This window comes from Dickeya aquatica (assembly GCF_900095885.1).
In the GTDB taxonomy this organism is placed as follows: domain Bacteria; phylum Pseudomonadota; class Gammaproteobacteria; order Enterobacterales; family Enterobacteriaceae; genus Dickeya; species Dickeya aquatica.
Map to the genome: position 1 here is coordinate 2,674,804 of NZ_LT615367.1, position 17,471 is coordinate 2,692,274.

23 protein-coding genes and 1 pseudogene are annotated in these 17,471 nt (G+C 52.3%); 22 read left to right on the forward strand and 2 right to left on the reverse strand.

Features of this window, described 5'->3' with window-relative positions; all coding sequences use genetic code 11:
* Positions 1-396: 396 nt before the first annotated feature.
* The 21 genes from DAQ1742_RS12040 (at position 397) to ttcA (ending at position 13,263) form a co-directional block, all read left to right on the forward strand.
* Positions 397-654, forward strand: a complete 258-nt coding sequence (locus DAQ1742_RS12040; protein WP_067486754.1) for a hypothetical protein — start codon at positions 397-399, stop codon at positions 652-654.
* 128 nt (positions 655-782) lie between these two features.
* Positions 783-1,793 (forward strand): leucine-rich repeat domain-containing protein, encoded by a 1,011-nt coding sequence (locus tag DAQ1742_RS12045; protein ID WP_180706132.1) that lies wholly within the window; start codon positions 783-785, stop codon positions 1,791-1,793.
* Positions 1,783-2,067 carry a hypothetical protein gene (locus tag DAQ1742_RS12050; RefSeq protein WP_083961016.1) on the forward strand — a complete coding sequence of 95 codons (285 nt, stop codon included), beginning with the start codon at positions 1,783-1,785 and terminating at the stop codon, positions 2,065-2,067. The genes DAQ1742_RS12045 and DAQ1742_RS12050 overlap by 11 nt, the downstream gene beginning before the upstream one ends.
* Complete coding sequence (locus DAQ1742_RS12055) at positions 2,060-2,344, forward strand: hypothetical protein (protein ID WP_067486751.1); 285 nt, start codon at positions 2,060-2,062, stop codon at positions 2,342-2,344. Before DAQ1742_RS12050 ends, DAQ1742_RS12055 begins: the two co-directional genes overlap by 8 nt.
* Position 2,345: 1 nt before the next feature.
* Positions 2,346-2,588: a KTSC domain-containing protein gene (locus DAQ1742_RS12060; RefSeq protein ID WP_232046478.1), complete on the forward strand. Its 243-nt coding sequence runs from the start codon at positions 2,346-2,348 to the stop codon at positions 2,586-2,588.
* A gap of 65 nt (positions 2,589-2,653) precedes the next feature.
* Positions 2,654-2,974, forward strand: coding sequence for a hypothetical protein (locus DAQ1742_RS12065; protein ID WP_067486746.1), 321 nt, complete (start codon positions 2,654-2,656; stop codon positions 2,972-2,974).
* A gap of 138 nt (positions 2,975-3,112) precedes the next feature.
* The gene (locus tag DAQ1742_RS12070) at positions 3,113-3,259 is read left to right on the forward strand and encodes a hypothetical protein (protein ID WP_158513810.1); all 147 of its coding nucleotides are present in this window, start codon (positions 3,113-3,115) and stop codon (positions 3,257-3,259) included.
* Between the two features lie 13 nt (positions 3,260-3,272).
* Positions 3,273-4,331, forward strand: coding sequence for a hypothetical protein (locus DAQ1742_RS12075; RefSeq protein ID WP_067486743.1), 1,059 nt, complete (start codon positions 3,273-3,275; stop codon positions 4,329-4,331).
* A complete protein-coding gene (locus DAQ1742_RS12080) occupies positions 4,301-5,761 on the forward strand; it encodes a YqaJ viral recombinase family protein (RefSeq protein WP_180706133.1) in 1,461 nt (486 codons plus the stop codon). Before DAQ1742_RS12075 ends, DAQ1742_RS12080 begins: the two co-directional genes overlap by 31 nt.
* Positions 5,762-5,763: 2 nt before the next feature.
* Positions 5,764-5,991, forward strand: a complete 228-nt coding sequence (locus DAQ1742_RS12085) for a hypothetical protein (protein ID WP_180706134.1) — start codon at positions 5,764-5,766, stop codon at positions 5,989-5,991.
* Between the two features lie 19 nt (positions 5,992-6,010).
* The gene (locus DAQ1742_RS12090) at positions 6,011-7,150 is read left to right on the forward strand and encodes a hypothetical protein (RefSeq protein ID WP_067486737.1); all 1,140 of its coding nucleotides are present in this window, start codon (positions 6,011-6,013) and stop codon (positions 7,148-7,150) included.
* 1 nt (position 7,151) lies between these two features.
* Positions 7,152-7,565 (forward strand): hypothetical protein, encoded by a 414-nt coding sequence (locus DAQ1742_RS12095; RefSeq protein ID WP_067486734.1) that lies wholly within the window; start codon positions 7,152-7,154, stop codon positions 7,563-7,565.
* Positions 7,566-7,790: 225 nt separating this feature from the next.
* Positions 7,791-8,606, forward strand: coding sequence for a hypothetical protein (locus DAQ1742_RS12100; RefSeq protein WP_067486731.1), 816 nt, complete (start codon positions 7,791-7,793; stop codon positions 8,604-8,606).
* 249 nt (positions 8,607-8,855) lie between these two features.
* Entirely contained in the window at positions 8,856-9,206 is a 351-nt protein-coding gene (locus DAQ1742_RS12105; protein ID WP_067486725.1) for a hypothetical protein, read from the forward strand.
* 6 nt (positions 9,207-9,212) lie between these two features.
* A complete protein-coding gene (locus DAQ1742_RS12110; RefSeq protein WP_067487441.1) occupies positions 9,213-9,698 on the forward strand; it encodes a class I SAM-dependent methyltransferase in 486 nt (161 codons plus the stop codon).
* Entirely contained in the window at positions 9,695-9,874 is a 180-nt protein-coding gene (locus DAQ1742_RS12115) for a hypothetical protein (RefSeq protein ID WP_067486721.1), read from the forward strand. The genes DAQ1742_RS12110 and DAQ1742_RS12115 overlap by 4 nt, the downstream gene beginning before the upstream one ends.
* A 33-nt stretch (positions 9,875-9,907) precedes the next feature.
* Positions 9,908-10,168 (forward strand): hypothetical protein, encoded by a 261-nt coding sequence (locus tag DAQ1742_RS12120; protein ID WP_067486718.1) that lies wholly within the window; start codon positions 9,908-9,910, stop codon positions 10,166-10,168.
* An 87-nt stretch (positions 10,169-10,255) separates the two neighbouring features.
* Positions 10,256-10,732, forward strand: coding sequence for a hypothetical protein (locus DAQ1742_RS12125; RefSeq protein ID WP_067486715.1), 477 nt, complete (start codon positions 10,256-10,258; stop codon positions 10,730-10,732).
* A gap of 80 nt (positions 10,733-10,812) precedes the next feature.
* Positions 10,813-11,031 (forward strand): excisionase family protein, encoded by a 219-nt coding sequence (gene xisR, locus DAQ1742_RS12130; RefSeq protein ID WP_067486712.1) that lies wholly within the window; start codon positions 10,813-10,815, stop codon positions 11,029-11,031.
* Positions 11,032-11,044: 13 nt separating this feature from the next.
* Entirely contained in the window at positions 11,045-12,271 is a 1,227-nt protein-coding gene (locus DAQ1742_RS12135) for an Arm DNA-binding domain-containing protein (protein ID WP_067486709.1), read from the forward strand.
* A gap of 56 nt (positions 12,272-12,327) precedes the next feature.
* Positions 12,328-13,263, forward strand: a complete 936-nt coding sequence (gene ttcA / locus DAQ1742_RS12140) for a tRNA 2-thiocytidine(32) synthetase TtcA (protein ID WP_035341384.1) — start codon at positions 12,328-12,330, stop codon at positions 13,261-13,263.
* A 382-nt stretch (positions 13,264-13,645) separates the two neighbouring features.
* On the opposite strand, the gene zntB is transcribed toward ttcA, so the two are convergent.
* Positions 13,646-14,632 carry a zinc transporter ZntB gene (gene zntB / locus DAQ1742_RS12145; protein WP_067486706.1) on the reverse strand — a complete coding sequence of 329 codons (987 nt, stop codon included), beginning with the start codon at positions 14,630-14,632 and terminating at the stop codon, positions 13,646-13,648.
* Positions 14,633-14,717: 85 nt separating this feature from the next.
* A pseudogene (locus tag DAQ1742_RS12150) lies at positions 14,718-16,348 on the reverse strand (ABC transporter substrate-binding protein).
* A gap of 328 nt (positions 16,349-16,676) precedes the next feature.
* Here DAQ1742_RS12150 and mpaA point away from each other — a divergent pair.
* Positions 16,677-17,405, forward strand: coding sequence for a murein tripeptide amidase MpaA (gene mpaA, locus DAQ1742_RS12155; RefSeq protein WP_035341378.1), 729 nt, complete (start codon positions 16,677-16,679; stop codon positions 17,403-17,405).
* Positions 17,406-17,471: the final 66 nt, after the last annotated feature.

Sequence of the window (17,471 nt, forward strand, 5' to 3'; positions counted from 1 at the left end):
GACTGCGGCAAGTTGTGCCAATGTGACAGTAATGATGTCGCTCCGAGTCCCCAGAGGGAGCCAGCTTTGCATCTGGTGAGGGTTAATAAGAAAAGAAGCACCGGTACGCAACGTGGCGGCCAATCACGTACTGGTTATAGCAAGCGGGGAGCAGAGACGAACCGCGATGACTGACCCAAGGGCATGGGCGCGGCCACTGCGGAGTGTGGCTGGTTTTTTTTGGGGTGTGGTGAATGCGCAGGCTGATGCGCGGCGAATGGAAACAACCGGGCTGGTAGACCCCCTAGGGTGCAGCAACTGGCATCTGCTATGAAAAGCGGCGCGCAGCCCTGAGTCGGATATCAGTACCGGCCACCACACCCCAAAGCAAACCGCACAACCCTTAAGGACTGACCAATGACCAAACCACGTAAAAAACGTCGCACCGCCATGACCAGGCAGTGCATGGAAAAAATCCAACGTATCGCCAAACGCAAAAGCGATCGTGTGGGCAAGGCTATTCTACTCGCCGAGTGCTGCAAAAAGATGCAGGTTTGCCCTGCGCCGAAGAAAGCGCTCGAAAGCAGTGAAAATCCTGAACGACATACCGGCTACACGGCCATTGGTCGCCAGAAAATGCGCGGATGTAGCACCATCCCTCACGGGGTTTACTAAATACCTAAATCAAGCTCACTTCGGTGGGCTTTTTTTTCGCCTGAAAAGCGAGTTTTACGCCTCACCAGGGCAACACACCGGCCACCTTCGGGTGGCCTTTTTATTGCTTGAAAAAAGGTAAAATTTCAATGACTGACTTCGTTTCTCTTCTAAAAAGACGCGGTATTAAACACATCGTTAATGCTAACGGTTCTGTAACTATCCCTTATCACCTTGATTTAGAGGGGTGTCGAGAGATTACCGCGCTGCCCGATAACCTTACCGTCGGCAGCTGGCTGGACTTGAGCGGCACGCAGATTACCGCGCTGCCCGATAGCCTTACCGTCGGCAGCGGGCTGGACTTGAGCGGCACGCAGATTACCGCGCTGCCCGATAACCTTACCGTCGGCAGCTGGCTGGACTTGAGCGGCACGCAGATTACCGCACTGCCCGATAACCTTACCGTCGGCGGCGGGCTGGACTTGAGCGGCACGCAGATTACCGCACTGCCCGATAACCTTACCGTCGGCGGCGGGCTGGACTTGAGCGGCACGCAGATTACCGCGCTGCCCGATAACCTTACCGTCGGCAGCGGGCTGGACTTGAGCGGCACGCAGATTACCGCGCTGCCCGATAACCTTACCGTCGGCAGCTGGCTGGACTTGAGCGGCACGCAGATTACCGCGCTGCCCGATAACCTTACCGTCGGCAGCTGGCTGGACTTGAGCGGCACGCAGATTACCGCGCTGCCCGATAACCTTACCGTCGGCAGCTGGCTGCGCTTGAGCGGCACGCAGATTACCGCGCTGCCCGATAGCCTTACCGTCGGCGGCGGGCTGGACTTGAGCGGCACGCAGATTACCGCGCTGCCCGATAACCTTACCTGCGAATCTCTCTATCTGGATGTTGAGCACATCCAGAATATCTCCTGGCGCAAAAACTGCGGCTACAGCAATCGCACGATCTTCGCGGTCTGGACGCAGGGCAACTTCAACATTGCCGCAGGCTGCTTTTTCGGCCCGCTCGATGTGTTTGAGAACCGTGTCACCGAGAAGTACGGCAGCGGTAGTGCAGGCGCAGCTTATAAGCGCGCAGCGCAGGAATGTATCGCGGAGTTAACGGAAAAACTGAACAAATCGGGAGCGGACAATGGCCTGTAAGTGTTTTCAAGAAACCAAGAAGGCAATGGATAAAAGATTGCGCGATGCAGCAGCAAGCGATTGTGCCGAAGTGGATGAATCTGACTTCGATAACAGGGTAATCATCCTCGAAAAAGGTGATTACTGTGGCGTCATGCTTTCTTACCGCTTCCGCTACCGCAAGCGTAAGAAAAATGGCGATCTCGAACAACGTTGCACGAATGGTGACACAAAAATCGCCATCAATTTTTGCCCATTCTGCGGCACCAAATTCAAGGGTAAAGCAGATGGGTGATGTTGGTGACTACTTCAGGGATATCAAGCCATTTCTAAAAGAAAACCGCCGTAAAGCCCGTGATGGCGCACATAAACGCATTAAAGCGTTTTTTATCCGAAACGGCATAGAGCTGGAGGAAGGGAATAACACGCTGATATTCCGCACACCGCAAGGAACAGTTGCGTATTACCCACCCAGCCAGAGAATGCAACACAAAAACGAATGGAAAACATGCAGCCCGACCTACTGCATGAACTATGTACGCAAACTAAGAGGACTCACTAATGACCATTAACATGACCCCCGTTAAATCATCCCAGATCCACAGCATCGGCCACGACCCAGCCACCAGCACTCTGGCCATTCGTTTCAATGGGCGCAATAACGTGCCGGGCAGCCTGTACCACTACAGCAATGTGAGTGCCGACGATTTCGCCGCATTCAAAGATGCGGATTCTGTCGGCTCCCACTTCTACAAGAACATCAAGCCCCACACTGATCGCTTCCCCTATCAGCGCATCAACGAAGACAAGAAATAAGCAGCTTTTCCCCCTGCGTCCGCTCCGGCGGGCGCATGAGTGAGGCCACTTACAAGGAGGCACTGATGAACGATTACAACCATCAACGCATGATTGAAGAAATATTGGAGGAATACGAGAGCAGGCTGGAGCAAAGCCCGGAAGAACAGCAAATCCTGACCGAACGCATCACCAATATGCACCGCAACGCACGGCTTATCGGTGATATGAAGGTATTACTGAAAAATCGCTGCCACATCGCTGGCACCGATGACCGTCCCATTGGTGCGATGGTCGAATTACCTCAGACAGAAAACTATCTGCTCGATGTGCAGGAAGAGATATTCCGTCGCGTCACCATGATCGAGCGAGCAATGGAGTTATCCGGGCTGAGTATTGTCGCCTGAAAAGAGAAAAGCCCCAGCTGACGCCGGGGCTATCCCGGTTGTGCAGCGACCAAACCGCACAACCCTTAAGGACTGACCAATGACCACAAGGGTCATCAGCAGTTGATCGGAGACCAATCCGATCGCAAGGAGAATACCATGACCACCCGCTACGTTAAACACATCCAATACCGGCACGGTATCGGTAGCCACAATATTCACCACCACCCGCAGCAGAAGAACGGTGTGATGTTCCCTTTGATCATCGTACTCGCCGCGTTTTCCGCCCTGTCATTGATTCTGTAATTAAGGACTGACCATGACTTTCACTGATTCTCAAGCACTGACTGTACGTCAGGATTTTGGCGGCGTCAGCAATACCCTGGCAGCGCCAGAAACATCTGCCACTGCGGTGGCAGCACAAGCGAAGGCGATGGTTGAAGCCCGCTACATCATGGCACTTCGCCGCCCACGCCAGTGGGATCAAGTACGCCAAGACCTGTTGAAGGAATGCCGACGCCCCAGCTTTGCCAACAACAAAAGCGCGTATTACCGTAAACCCATCGGCAACGGCGTTGAAGGTTTGGGCATCCGATTCGTTGAGGTAGCACTGCGCTGCATGACGAACGTATTGGTAGAAACCAGTATGATTTTTGAGGATGACCACAAAGAGATACACCGCGTCTCTGTGACCGACCTGGAATCCAATCTGACCTATCCATTGGATGTGCGCGTAACCAAAACAGTTGAACGGTCAAAGCCCTGCGATGACGGCAGTTACATTAGCGTGCGTAAGAATAGCTACAATAAAAACGTCTACACCGTTCCCGCCACCGATGACGACCTGCTGAACAAGCGATCGGCGCAAATCTCAAAAGCCATTCGCACCCTAGGGCTGCGAATCATCCCTGGCGATCTGCAAGATGAAGCAGAGTCCATCATCAAGGCTATCCGATTAGATGAAGCGGCACGCGACCCCGACACCGAGCGCAAGCGTATCGCCGATGCCTTCGCAGAAATCGGCGTTAAAGCGTCAGAGCTGACTGAATTTTTAGGCCACAGCATTGATACTTGCTCGCCCTCAGAGTTGGTTAACCTGCGTGGTATCTATGGCGCAATTCGTGACGGTGAAGCCTCATGGAAAAGCGTCATGGAAAATAAAGCTGAACAGGCTCATTCAACCACCTCTTCCGCGAACGCCCTTCCCATATGCAGTGATGCCGCTTTCGAGAAGAAAAAAGCGGGATGGCGCAAGGCCATTGACGGTGGCAAAGCGGCCGATGACCTGATCGCCATGATTCAGACAAAAGAGCAACTCACCGACGCGCAGCGCATGGAGATTGCCTCTTGGGTAAACAATGGGAGCGATCGGCAATGAAAATTCACCACCTTGTCCAGGGCACTGATGAGTGGGCGGCCTTCCGCCTAACTCACCACGGCGCCAGCGAAGCAGCCGCCATGCTGGGGCTGTCAAAAAAAGTCGCACGATCTGAGTTGCTGCGCATTAAACACACCGGGACGCCTAAAGCATTCACCGACTGGGTAAAGAAAAATATTCTTGATTACGGGCATGAGGTTGAGGCACTTGCCCGCCCGCTGGTTGAGAAAATCATTGGTGATGACCTCTATCCTGTCACCTGCTCTGACGAAGATGGAGGCGGGAAATTATCGGCATCGTGCGACGGCCTGACATTGCTTGAAGACACTGCGTTTGAGCACAAGCAGTGGAATACCGATTTGGCTGCTTCTGTGTCTAACAATGTGCTCCCCGACGACCACATGCCGCAGTGCCAGCAAATCATGCTGGTTACGGGCGCACAGCGCGTCATTTTTACGGTATCTGATGGCACACCCGAGCGCCTGGTCTGGATGGAAGTGCTGCCTGATGCTAATTGGTTCGAGCGCATTCGGGCTGGCTGGGCTCAGTTCGATCGCGATCTGGCTGAATACACGTTACCCACCCCGGCTCCGACTGTTGTGGCCGAGGCGGTGCAAGATCTGCCTGCGGTGACGGTACAAGTTAACGGCCAGATTGAGGTGCGCGAAAACTTCACGATTTTCGAAGTGGCTCTGCGCGATTTCATCGAAAACAAATTGATCAGAGAGCCACAGACCGATCAGGACTTTGCCGATCTTGATTTGCAAATCAAGGCTATGAAAAAGGCAGAGGAAACACTGAATGCAGCAGAATCTATGATGCTCGCGCAAATTCAGCGTGTTGATGAGGCAAAACGCCAGAAAGATATGCTGTCCAGGCTGGTGCGCGACAATCGGCTTATGGCCGAGAAACTGCTGGCCAGTGAGAAAGAACGCCGGCGCACGGAGAAAGTCGTCGCGGCACGTCAGGCATTTGCCGATCACGTCACTGAACTACAGCGCGAAATTAGCGGTGTCCGCCTTGATATCGTTGTGCCGGATTTTGCAGGTGCGATAAAGGGACTGAAAACCATGACCAGCATTCAGGACAAGCTAGACACCGCACTGGCGAATGGCAAAATCGCGGCTGACCAACAGGCCGCCGACCTGCGCACGAAGCTGGCATGGCTGGATACCAACGCCGCCGACTATCGCGCGCTACTGGCTGACCTGCAACAACTGGTTGCCAAGCCATTTGATGACTTCAAATTGGCGGTAACGGCGCGCATTGATGCACACAAAAAAGCGGAAGAAGCCCGACTGGAAGCGGAACGTGAGCGCATCCGCCGAGAGGAAGCGGCGCGACTGGAAGCAGAACAACGCCAGCAGAAAGAGCCCCCAGCGAAACGGAAAGCACGACAATCATGGCGCCGTCGGCACCGTGTCGCATAGCAATGAGCAGCAGCAAGCAGATTGAGCCGGATGAAACACCTGCGTTGCGTCTGGGGCAAATCAACGACCGTCTGGCACCAGTCTCTCTGACTGTTGATGGTCTGGCGCGTCTTGGCATCATGCATGCCGCTACGGACAAATCCGCAAAACTGTATCACGAGCGCGATTTTTCACGCATCTGCACTGCATTGCTGCAACACATCCAGTCAGTTCAGGCTAACGCCAACTAATCACATCAGGAAATTATTTATGACAACCACAACAACCGTCGCCGACGTGTTGGAGTCATCCCTGCGCCCTGTTCGGGCGCAGCTTGATCTGGCGACATCCCAAACCACCGGCATGGCGCAGCGTTCTATAGAGAGCGCCGCAATTCTGCTGAATCAAGCACAGGCCCTGTGTATTGAGCAAATCAACCAGGAGACTGACGAATACAACGCTTTGCTTGATCGACTGGAGACTACAGGTAGCGCCTTAACCACCAAAGAGTTGGCGCTGAAGCAGATTCAGGAACGCATCGAAACCGCTGAACTGAGTGCCGCTGAAGCGATGGCTGAACGTGACAGCATCACCGCCAGGTACAAGCTGGCGCTTACCGATAATGCCATGCTGGCAAACGAGCGGAATCAGTTGAAATCGCTCAATCCAGAGCGCATGAAATCGCAACTTGTGCGCCTTAAAGAGGAGCTGGCCGACAGCCGGAAACTGCGTGACCAGCAGTTGACGGAAATCCGCCGACTAAAAAAAGAACTGGCCGACAAGACAAGTCGGCTCTCAGGCATGGTGCAACTCAACGACGAGCTAAACCGGCATCTGGTCGATGTTCAGGCGCGGTTACGGCGTGCCGACGGCGACGTGGCGCCACGCTACTGGCAGGCCAGCAATGGCGTGCGGTTTTATTTCTACACCTTCCAGTGGGGGCTGGAGCTCCGCTCCCCTGAATATGACGTAACAATCCTGAATGGTATCGACTGGCACCTGGAAATCCGTAGCACCATCGGCATTTGCATGATCGTGTCTGTAACAGATTGGGCTGTCCCGATGTATCCCATTATTGAGAGTTTCAAGGATGCCTGGCCGGAAGGGCTAAATGAAGCCGTCACAGCACGCATCCGCGAGCTACTGGAAGAAACCCACCCTCACCTGGTGCGCCGCGCTGAATGGGCCGAATCAGTGCTATCCGGCACGCTGCCACTGAAAGAGCAGTATCTGGATCTCCTCAGCGCCGCTGGCATCTATTCGTTATTCGACATTGTGCGCCGCACACCGGAAATGCTGGCCGATAAGGTGAAAGGGTTCGGGCTCGCCACCGCGCGCCAGGTGCACGCCAAATGCATGGGGTTGGTGAAGGATTGGGAACAGGCACAAAAACGCAGCGAGGCCGCCTGATATGGAAGAATTGCATTTAGGCGTCCTCTATAAACCGGAAGACGATCGCTGCAACTGGCTGAACGTCATTATTCATCGCATGCGGGCGCGGTCATCAATTCGACTGGGCGAACCGTATAAACCTGAGCCCAAGCCAATCTATACCGGTAATACGTTCACCCGGATGCCCTCCCCCATGCCACGCATCGGTGCGCGCCGCTACTACTCATCAACCATTATGCTGGCGGTGTACCAGCTTCACCGGCTAGGCATCAATGAAAACATGATAGCCAAAGATACCGGCATTCCTGTTGGTGATGTTCGCAAATTGCTGGCCCAAAAAACCCAAACACAACGCAAGCAATGGCAACGAGCCCATCAACTGCCATTGCCATCCAAATCGGTGATCTTGGGGCGGCTGGGAAAGGAGTTTTGAATGAAACGGTTTTTTTCTATTGCAGGGGCGTTTGATGCCGGGTTTGCCATCGGTTTTGCTCTGGGCCTGCTGGTTGCGAAGTTTGCCATTGAATATGACTACTTATGGCTGAACTTATGAAAAACGGCAGTATTGAAACGGCAAATACCCCACTTACCAGAAAGGCTTAATCCGCCTGACAACATTTGACCGCGCTATGCGGTTTTTTTATTTGAGGACTGACCCATGACCCATATTACAGAAGCAGCACCCTCCGTTAACGCAACCAGTCTGGCGATGGCTATCAATGATCACTGCCGTCAGTTTGAAGCATCTGAAGAGTTCCGTGACATGATCCATAAGCACGTCCGGGCGCTGTATGAAAAAACCATTGAAGATACGTTCCGCTGGGGGAGATTTCCCGATGCGGTGAAGAAGGCTCTCGAAGAGGCATTACCCGGCAACATCACCGAAATCGCTGACCTGCCGCGCTATAACCTGCTGCTGGCTCGCGCCCTTGATGAGCAGTGGAAGACCAATGAAGTTAGCGAACGCCTGGTAATGCAGATGCAGGAACTGGTGAAGGATTTCATCGAACAAGACCAGTTGCCGAAGTTCATCAAGGCATCTGACCTGTGGCGGGCCTATGTTGAACAGTATCAGGAAGAAGCCGAGCAAGAGGGATGGGAACGCCCGCAGGTTGTTGTTAATGACGACCGTGACGGCTTTTTCTACATCGGGTTTGAAAAGGAACCCGCTTCCGAAAGATCCTATCGTTACCAGAGCAAAGAGCAGAAAGAGAAAGCGCATCAGTGCGAGGTCTATCTGGGCTTTCATCAGAAGACCGTTCGAGATGGGCGCAACAACAATCCTGTTATGCACGAAGGGAGCCCTGTTTATTCGCTTTTCAACGGTAAGCTCGAATTTAACGATGCGCTGGGTAAGAAGCCGGTTCAGTTCAGAAGCACCTTCGAGAAAATGGTAGGTGCATTGTATTACGGTGATAGCCTGCTGGTGCTCGATGACGAAGCGGACGACATCAACTATCCCAATGACTATTAATCCCAATATCACCGCATCCTCACCGTGATGCGGTAAATCCCCCCCTGATTCAATGAAACCCGAAGGAGGCCGCTTTGTTCGGTCTATTTCTTTTTGTCTGTTACACATTCCAGCCGTGCCAATACGAGCCGCAGGGCTGGGTATATCCAGATCGGAAAAATTGCGAGGCGGATATCAGGGCGCAGAAATTGCCCACTGAATACCAGTGCCTGCCCGTTGATACCATCATGCCGGCATGGAGCGAAAACGATGAGTAAATCCCTGATAAAACGTTGCCAGCGGCGCTGGCGCATTCGCCTGAAACCATGGGGTGACTCAAAGATTTCCCCTTACTGGTGTAAAGCTGACATCAAGCCGTTTGCGCGGGAGAATGGAAAAATCACCGCTGATTGCCTGGTTGCTGAAATGGCAGAAAACAACGCCAAGGCCGATTTTGCCGGGCAAGGTAATCCATACGGCTGGACACCAGAGTTTTCTCGTTATTTTGATGAAAACCGTGAGCGCTACACCAAAGAGGCGCTCCACTTTCTGACTGGCGAGATCACCATCGAAGAGATTGACGACAGCATTGATGCTGAAATTGATTGCTGGGAGCCGTAAATGTCTATGTCACCCCAACGCCCTATTCTTGATATGTGCTGCGGATCAAGGATGTTCTGGTTTGATAGCCACGATGCCCGGGCAGTATTCACAGACATTCGCCGGGAGCAGCACACCCTTTGCGATGGCCGCAGCCTGGAGATAAATCCCGATATTGTCGCCGACTTCCGCGCCCTCCCCTTCAACAATGCGCAATTTGCTTTGGTCGTTTTTGACCCGCCCCATCTGCTACGCGCCGGAGAGAATGGCTGGCTGCGCAAAAAGTACGGCGCATTGAACAGGGATACATGGCGTGATGACCTGCGCACTGGATTCGCTGAAGCGTTCCGGGTACTGCGGCCGCTCGGCGTGTTGGTGTTTAAGTGGAATGAAACGCAAATCCCTATCCGTGAAGTGCTGGCACTGACTGACCAAAAACCAGCGTTTGGCCACTTATCCGGTAAGCGCAGCAATACGCATTGGGTTTGTTTTATCAAAGGAGAAAAGGAGTGACCGATTTAACAAAGACAATAATCGTTACCCTGGAATTAGACATTCCAGCTTCAGCAGCCGAAGAGGATATCTCTGGTTTCGTCGATGTTGAATTCGCTCAGTGTAACAGCATGAAATTGGATAATCCGTGCAGAGATAATTTTGAAATCGTCGGCCATTCATGGAGGGCTGAATAACATGATCCAAACAATAAAAATGAGTGGTGATTTATGATGCCAAAAGGAGGTGGGCCAGCGTTTCCTGTTGAAACACAATTTAACCCAATCAGTATGCAAGCAGGCATGCATCAGACTGGAGATAACTACCTTTACCAGTTCACCGGCATGACGTTACGCGATTACTTTGCAGCAAAGGCAATGCAAGCCTGGCTTTCGCAGATAGCACCAGAAGAGATGGAAGATATGATGAACCGCTGGGCTGACAACAGTTATGAAATGGCTGATGCCATGTTAAAGGCTCGGGAGGTTTAATAGACCGGCTCGAATATACTAATGACGGCGAATAACCGATCTGCCTAATCAGCGGATTTTTTTATTACCTAAACTTAGGAGAAACACATGCCTCAATCATGGTCAGTTCCGTTCCCAGAATCGAAAACAGAACATAACGGATATCCTGTCTACTGGCGATATTTTGAAACCGTTCAAGCGGCGGGAATTGAAGTTATCGCCGAGCAGTATATTGCCTTCCACCAGACTAATAGCTATGCCTTTCTATGCCCTGCTCACTGGGCTAAGGATTACGATATCGATCGGGATAAGGCGCGATGGCTCGACGGATGGAAAAAGAAATATATGCGATACGCGATCAAGAAAGTTGCAAGATCAGCAGAGCGATCTTTTGCTTTCCCATCACAGCAATTAGCGCTAGAAAGTCTGCTGCGCCGGAAGAGATATCATCTAATGCGGCTAAAGCAGGACATTGCCATTATCACCACAGTCGTTGAAGAAATGGCAAAGCTGGATTTTTCATCCGCGCAAATTGAATACAATCTCGGCCATAATGCCGAAACAGAAAACTGGATTTTCTACTAACCACAGCCCCTTCCTTACTCAAATAAAACGACCAAAATAAGGGCGTGTCTTTGGCATGCCCTTTTTCCGAGGACTGACCAATGACCAAAAATAATATTGTTTTTAACCATGAATGGATTGTTGAGGATGCACTAAAAGATCTGACGGGTCTCGATGAGCGTCAGATTGAACGATACCGCCAGGGATGTTGGATCGAGGGCGTTCATTTTAAGCGGGTATCCCCTTCAGGCGAAAAAACACAGCGCGGTATCACATGGTACAACCACCCTGCAATAAATCAGCTTATCCAAGAGGCATAACCAAGGAGCATACATGTCAAAACTTCCTACTGGCGTTGAAATAAGAAGCGGAAGTATCTGCATTTGGTTTATGTATCACGGTGAGCGATGCAGAGAAGTGCTAATCGGCTGGTCTAACACACCCGCAAATATAAAAAAGGCCGGAAGCTTGCGTAATATAGTGGTAAGCGAAATAAATTTAGGGGAATTCGATTATCAAAAGAGATTTCCAAATTCAAAAAAATTAAAAGACTGCGATACAAGAAAAATATCCACTTTTGGTGAACTGGCTAACGTTTGGCTCAAAGTTAGGGAAATTGAACTAACAGCCAACACGTTGCGTAAAACTGGCTCACAAATAAATACCTTGCTAAAGATTATCGGCACAGATACTAAAATAAATAGCATCAACCAAAACGATATTTTAGCATATCGCTATCAACTTCTGCATGGCGAGACATACTACAGTGAATCCGTTCGTAGCAATAAACAAGGCCGAACCGTTCGGACAGTTGACAATTATATTTCGCTCCTGTGCTCCCTACTGCGATTTGCCTACCGCTCAGATCTTATTACGGGAAGACCATTCGAAGGAATAAAAAAATTACAGAAAAGCCGACCACGCCCAGATCCTTTACTCAAGCATGAGTTTGAGCAGTTAATCAGTCACTTGTCTGGGCAGGCGAGAAATTTGTGGCAATTAGCAGTATACACGGGAATGAGGCATGGTGAATTGTGCGCTTTGGCATGGGAAGATATTGATTTGGACGCGGGCGTTATTCATGTATCTCGCAACCTAACCACCCTGGGACACTTTGGCCCTCCCAAAACACGGGCCGGCGTTCGCACAATTTCACTATTAAGTCATGCTATCGAGGCACTGTCCGCGCAAAAAGACATTACCGGGTATCGGCAGCAGCAAAAAATCATCTACCATCACAGGGAATATGGTCTAACTGAAACACAGAACCTCATTTTCGTTTTCCAGCCTCGCAAACAAAAAGGGAAAGAGAAAAACTACTCACTTTCGTCTATTGGACAGTCATGGAACGCCGCCGTAAAACTATCTGGCATTCGACGCCGTAATCCGTACCATACACGACATACTTACGCATGTTGGTTGCTGTCAGCCGGTGCAAATCCCTCGTTCATCGCGAACCAAATGGGCCACGAAAACGCTCAGATGGTATTCGAGATCTATGGTAGATGGATTGAGGAGATGAGCGGGGATCAGGTCAACATGTTGAATCAACGGCTCTAAGTTTAAAATGGGTTTTGCCCCTTTAGTGCCCTTTTAAGATATAGATACAGGATAAAATGTCAGAAAATCAATCCGTTACACCTAAGCAGCAATACAATCTCAACAAATTACAAAAACGCCTGCGCCGCAACGTGGGTGAAGCGATTGCCGATTTCACTATGATTGAAGAAGGCGATCGCATTATGGTGTGCCTGTCTGGCGGCAAAGACAGTTACACCATGCTGGAGATTTTGCGTAACCTGCAACAGAGCGCACCGGTGAATTTCTCGCTGGTGGCCGTCAACCTTGACCAGAAACAGCCTGGCTTTCCCGAGCATGTGCTGCCGCAGTATCTCGATGGCATCGGCGTGGAATACAAGATTGTCGAAGAAAACACCTACGGCATCGTTAAAGAGAAAATCCCCGCTGGGAAAACCACCTGTTCGCTGTGCTCTCGCCTGCGCCGTGGCATTCTGTACCGCACCGCCACCGAACTCGGTGCCACCAAAATCGCTCTTGGCCATCACCGCGATGACATTTTGCAAACCCTGTTTCTCAACATGTTCTACGGCGGCAAACTCAAAGGGATGCCCCCCAAACTGATGAGCGATGATGGTAAGCACATCGTTATCCGCCCGCTGGCGTATTGCCGGGAAAAAGATATCGAGCGCTTTGCCGAGGCGCGCCAGTTCCCGATAATCCCGTGTAATCTGTGCGGTTCGCAACCGAACCTGCAACGCCAGGTGATTAAAGACATGCTGCGCGACTGGGATAAACGCTACCCAGGACGCATCGAAACCATGTTTAGCGCGATGCAAAATGTGGTGCCGTCACACCTGTCTGATACCGGATTATTTGATTTTAAAGCCATCCGTCAGGGCAGCGAGGTAGTAGACGGCGGCGATTTGGCGTTTGATCGCGAAGAGATCCCGCTGCAACCGGTTGGCTGGCAAGCTGATGACGATGATGACACCCGGCCACTGGAGCGCCTGGACGTGGTGGAAATCCGCTAACGGCCATTACAGCAGCATACTGGCGGTGCCTGCCGCCAGTATTACCGTGCCCGTCAGCGAAAAGGCAACGGCAAGGCGGCTGATGCGAGTGCATGCAACCGTACAAGCTCGGCGCGACAAGTCAGGAACTGGTTAAATAACAGGCAAAAAAAAGCCGACAACGAAGTCGGCATGGTGTGAATTAATTGTGCTATGCAGTAATTCAAAAAAGGAAGTAAGACAATATGGAGCGCAACGCCCATCGCTTGACGTTGCATTCACCTGCGGAAAGGATAGTGCCGCAGGCGTAGACCAAAAATGTTGATGTTGCTCAATATCGGCAGCGGTTTTTCGCTACACGGGCAATTGTGTGACAACTCAGACAGTAATTACGATGCAAACCTCACAACCATTTACTGCGTTTTAACCACCAGGCAACTCCGCTTGCCAGCAATAATAACAACAGGCAAAACACGGTAAACCCCACGCCGCTGTTTGCCCCTGGCATCCCGCCCAGATTCACGCCAAATAGCCCGGTTAAAAAAGTGGTCGGCAAGAAAATCATCGCCAGCAGTGACATGGTATAGGTACGGCGGTTCATGGCATCCGCCATTAACGTGGTGATTTCATCGGCAATGACGGTCGTGCGGGCGATGCTGGCATCCAAATCTTCCAGCCCGCGCCCCAGCCGTTCGGCTATTTCCTGCATGCGCCTGCGGTCATCATCTCGCATCCAGCTAAATTTCTCGCCGGACAAGCGTGAGAAGATGTCACGCTGCGGCGTCATATAACGGCGCAGTACAATCAGTTGCTTGCGAATTAGCGCCAGCTCGCCGCGCGGTGGAATGCGCTGCTCCAGCAAGGCGTCTTCAAGGTCGATTATTTTCTCGTGCAGTTCATCAATAAACTCACTGGTGTGATCGGTCAGCGCCTCTGCGATAGCCACCATCCAGTCACCGCTGTCTGCCGGGCCGTTACCCTCTTTCAGGTCACTCATCACTTCATCAATCGCCGCCACTTTGCGCCGCCGGGTAGAGACTATCAACCGCTCGGTAATGAACACCCGAATGGCAACCAACTCATCTGGCCGGGCATCGGGGTTGTAATTAATGCTGCGCAGCGTCACCAGCGTGCCTTCGCCTAAACGCACCACGCGTGGCCGGGCGCTCTCACCGGAAAGCGCATTGCGCGCGCTATCAGGCAATAAAGTGGTTTCGTGCAGCCAGCGTTCACTGGCCGGTTGCGTTGAGTCCAGATGCAACCAGGCCGGTGTATCGGCGGTTGCCGTCAACGTGTTGCCAGAAAGCGGCGTAATGCCACCTTTTCCATCTAACTGACACGCAAAAACCGCGCCAGTATGGCGGACTGCCCCCCCTTCCATCACACTCACACCGTTTCTCCTGCTAGATTGGCTGCGGCCATCTTACTGCCTGCGTTTATGCATGCAATCAGAATAGCCGCCAGCGTTAATGCACTTAATGCTTCAGGATATACAGTGTATGGCTGTAAGCCACATCTTCCGGGTTGGTTATCGGATAGCCTTTGACCCAAGGTTTGATCAACCGCCCGTTGGTGTATTGATAGATAGGCGCAATGGGCACCTGCTCGGCCAGAATTTGCTCGGCACGCTGGTAGTCGTCACGCAGTATCTTCGGATGAGTTTGACCACGAGTATCCGCCATCACGCGGTCATAATCTGGCGAGTGAAAGCGGGCGATATTGCCACTGTGTTCAGATGTTAACAGAGACAAAAACGTTGAGGGTTCATTGTAATCTCCTATCCACGATGCGCGTATCACATCAAAATTGCCGGTATTACGGCTGTCGATGTAGGTTTTCCACTCCTGATTGACCAGCCGGACATCTACGCCAAGCTTGGTTTTCCACATCGATGCCACGGCGATAGCGATTTTCTGATGCACCTCTTGCGTGTTGTACAACAGCGTGAGTTTTAGCGGTTTTGCCGGGGTATATCCGGCGGCGGCCATCAGCGCTTTGGCCTGGGCATCCAGCTCCGCCTGCGAGTATTGTTGCAGTTGCGAAGGCATCGGCGGGAAGCCTGCCGTCACATCCGGGGTAAAGCGATAGGCCGGTTTCTCCCCGGTTCCCAGCACTTTGTCAGCAATGATGGTACGGTCAATCGCATAGGAGAGCGCCTTGCGTACCCGCACATCACTGGTCGGCGCGCGCTGGGTGTTGAAGGCGTAGTAATAGGTGCCAAGCTGGTTTGGTGTAAACACCTGACCGGGCAGTTTTTTCAGCAACTTCTGGTACTGGTTCTTCGGGAATGACTCTGTAATATCAATATCATCCGCAAGATAGCGGTTGGTAGCGTGAGATTCCTGATTAATCGGCACAAACGTCACCTGCGTCAGGCGGGTATTGGCATGATCCCAATAGTAAGCGTTGGACGTCAGCACCAGTTTCTCATTGACCACCCGTTCACGCAGTACAAAAGCGCCATTACCCACCAAATTACCGGGCCTGGTCCAGTCATTACCAAATTTTTCAACCGTGGCCTGATGTACCGGATACAAACTGAAATTTGCCATCAGGTTGATGAAATACGGCACCGGATTACTGAGCTGCACTTTGAGCGTATGGTCATCAACCGCCACCACACCGAGTTTATCTACCGGTAATTTTCCCGCCAGAATCTCATCGGCATTGACAATCCCCGCCAGACGGGCAAAACCACTAAACGGTGACGTAGTTTGCGGGTTAACCAGCCTGCGCCAGCTATAAACAAAGTCTCCCGCGGTTACCGGCTCTCCGTTTGACCAGCGGGCATCGGCGCGCAAGGTAAAAATAAAAGTCCGGTTATCACTGCTTTGCCAGCGCTCGGCCACGCCAGGCATCGGATTGCCCTGCGCATCCTGATTCACCAGCCCCTCAAATAAATCCCGAATAACCTGAATTTCCGGTAAGCCCACGGCTTTGGCCGGGTCCAGTGAGGCGGGTTCATCTTTGATGTGCCGCACGATAGTCTGTGTGGCGGCCAGTTCAACGCCGGGGGAACCTGTGCGGCACTGGCTGCCAGCGTGACTGAAACCATTGCAGCGATGGAAATACCCCGTACAGAAATGCCCAAATACCCCAAGTGCATGTGATGTCCTTCAAACAGAAACGGTTACACGTTATATCCTGCTGGCGCGTACCGGTACGACCCCATAAACCGATGAAAACAACCTCGGCCACCTTTCATTACGCTGGCGATTATCATAGTCGCAAATCCGCCTCTTCAACCAGTGCTATGCCCTGTCTTTGCGAAGCGCTACGCGAGAGTGTCATTACCACGAAGGCACTCTGCGAAGCGCTACGCAATTCCCGTAACACCGGCGTGAAGCCAGCCATTTTTTTGGTATCATCACACGCAACGGCCCTATGCCGCCGCCGTATTGCAAGGTGAGCGCTTTTTACAGGCAGGACATTTCATGACTCATGACCAGACACCGCATCGCCCGCGCCCGGAACGGGGCCGATTTTGCACCAGACCACAGGAATATGGCCGCTCCCGGCTGGGCGCGCCGTTATTGTGGTTTGCCGCAAGTCAACCCAGTAAGCGCAGCGGGTTGATCATCGCCGGGACACATGGCGATGAAACGGCCTCGGTCGTGGCATTGTCATGTGCATTACGTACATTGCGGCCCGAAACGCAGGCACACCATGTGATTTTGGCCGTCAATCCTGATGGCTGTCAGCTCGGCACCCGCGCTAATGCCTGGGGGGTTGACCTTAATCGCAATTTCCCGGCGGCTAACTGGCAGGCTACCGAGACGCAATATCGCTGGAGTGAAGACACCCCGGTGCGCGATGTGCAACTTGGCACCGGGGCAACACCGGGATGCGAACCGGAAACCGAGGCGTTATGCCAGCTCATTACGCAGTTGTCGCCGCCGTGGGTGATTTCATTTCATGAGCCGCTGGCGTGCATTGAAGACCCGCTGTTGTCCGCGCCGGGGGCCTGGCTTGCGGATGCCTTTGCCCTGCCACTGGTTCGCTCGGTGGGCTACGCCACGCCCGGTTCATTTGGCAGTTGGTGTGCGGATAACGCGCTGCATTGTATCACCGCCGAACTGCCTGCCATCTCGCCAGACTGCGCCAATCGAGATTATCTGTCAGCATTCACCCGTTTACTCACGCACCCTGCACCGGGCCAGTAATTTTTTATACCAATGTTGCACTTGTTGCCCTACACTAGCCAGCATGTTAATCACCTGTAATAAAGG

Excerpts from the sequence above, each read along its gene's own strand:
- DAQ1742_RS12040 (WP_067486754.1), top strand. The coding sequence starts at position 397 with ATGACCAAACCACGTAAAAAACGTCGCACCGCCATGACCAGGCAGTGC.
- DAQ1742_RS12045 (WP_180706132.1), top strand. The coding sequence starts at position 783 with ATGACTGACTTCGTTTCTCTTCTAAAAAGACGCGGTATTAAACACATC.
- DAQ1742_RS12050 (WP_083961016.1), top strand. The coding sequence starts at position 1,783 with ATGGCCTGTAAGTGTTTTCAAGAAACCAAGAAGGCAATGGATAAAAGA.
- DAQ1742_RS12055 (WP_067486751.1), top strand. The coding sequence starts at position 2,060 with ATGGGTGATGTTGGTGACTACTTCAGGGATATCAAGCCATTTCTAAAA.
- DAQ1742_RS12060 (WP_232046478.1), top strand. The coding sequence starts at position 2,346 with ATGACCCCCGTTAAATCATCCCAGATCCACAGCATCGGCCACGACCCA.
- DAQ1742_RS12065 (WP_067486746.1), top strand. The coding sequence starts at position 2,654 with ATGAACGATTACAACCATCAACGCATGATTGAAGAAATATTGGAGGAA.
- DAQ1742_RS12070 (WP_158513810.1), top strand. The coding sequence starts at position 3,113 with ATGACCACCCGCTACGTTAAACACATCCAATACCGGCACGGTATCGGT.
- DAQ1742_RS12075 (WP_067486743.1), top strand. The coding sequence starts at position 3,273 with ATGACTTTCACTGATTCTCAAGCACTGACTGTACGTCAGGATTTTGGC.
- DAQ1742_RS12085 (WP_180706134.1), top strand. The coding sequence starts at position 5,764 with ATGAGCAGCAGCAAGCAGATTGAGCCGGATGAAACACCTGCGTTGCGT.
- DAQ1742_RS12090 (WP_067486737.1), top strand. The coding sequence starts at position 6,011 with ATGACAACCACAACAACCGTCGCCGACGTGTTGGAGTCATCCCTGCGC.
- DAQ1742_RS12095 (WP_067486734.1), top strand. The coding sequence starts at position 7,152 with ATGGAAGAATTGCATTTAGGCGTCCTCTATAAACCGGAAGACGATCGC.
- DAQ1742_RS12100 (WP_067486731.1), top strand. The coding sequence starts at position 7,791 with ATGACCCATATTACAGAAGCAGCACCCTCCGTTAACGCAACCAGTCTG.
- DAQ1742_RS12105 (WP_067486725.1), top strand. The coding sequence starts at position 8,856 with ATGAGTAAATCCCTGATAAAACGTTGCCAGCGGCGCTGGCGCATTCGC.
- DAQ1742_RS12110 (WP_067487441.1), top strand. The coding sequence starts at position 9,213 with ATGTCACCCCAACGCCCTATTCTTGATATGTGCTGCGGATCAAGGATG.
- DAQ1742_RS12120 (WP_067486718.1), top strand. The coding sequence starts at position 9,908 with ATGATGCCAAAAGGAGGTGGGCCAGCGTTTCCTGTTGAAACACAATTT.
- DAQ1742_RS12125 (WP_067486715.1), top strand. The coding sequence starts at position 10,256 with ATGCCTCAATCATGGTCAGTTCCGTTCCCAGAATCGAAAACAGAACAT.
- xisR (WP_067486712.1), top strand. The coding sequence starts at position 10,813 with ATGACCAAAAATAATATTGTTTTTAACCATGAATGGATTGTTGAGGAT.
- DAQ1742_RS12135 (WP_067486709.1), top strand. The coding sequence starts at position 11,045 with ATGTCAAAACTTCCTACTGGCGTTGAAATAAGAAGCGGAAGTATCTGC.
- ttcA (WP_035341384.1), top strand. The coding sequence starts at position 12,328 with ATGTCAGAAAATCAATCCGTTACACCTAAGCAGCAATACAATCTCAAC.
- mpaA (WP_035341378.1), top strand. The coding sequence starts at position 16,677 with ATGACTCATGACCAGACACCGCATCGCCCGCGCCCGGAACGGGGCCGA.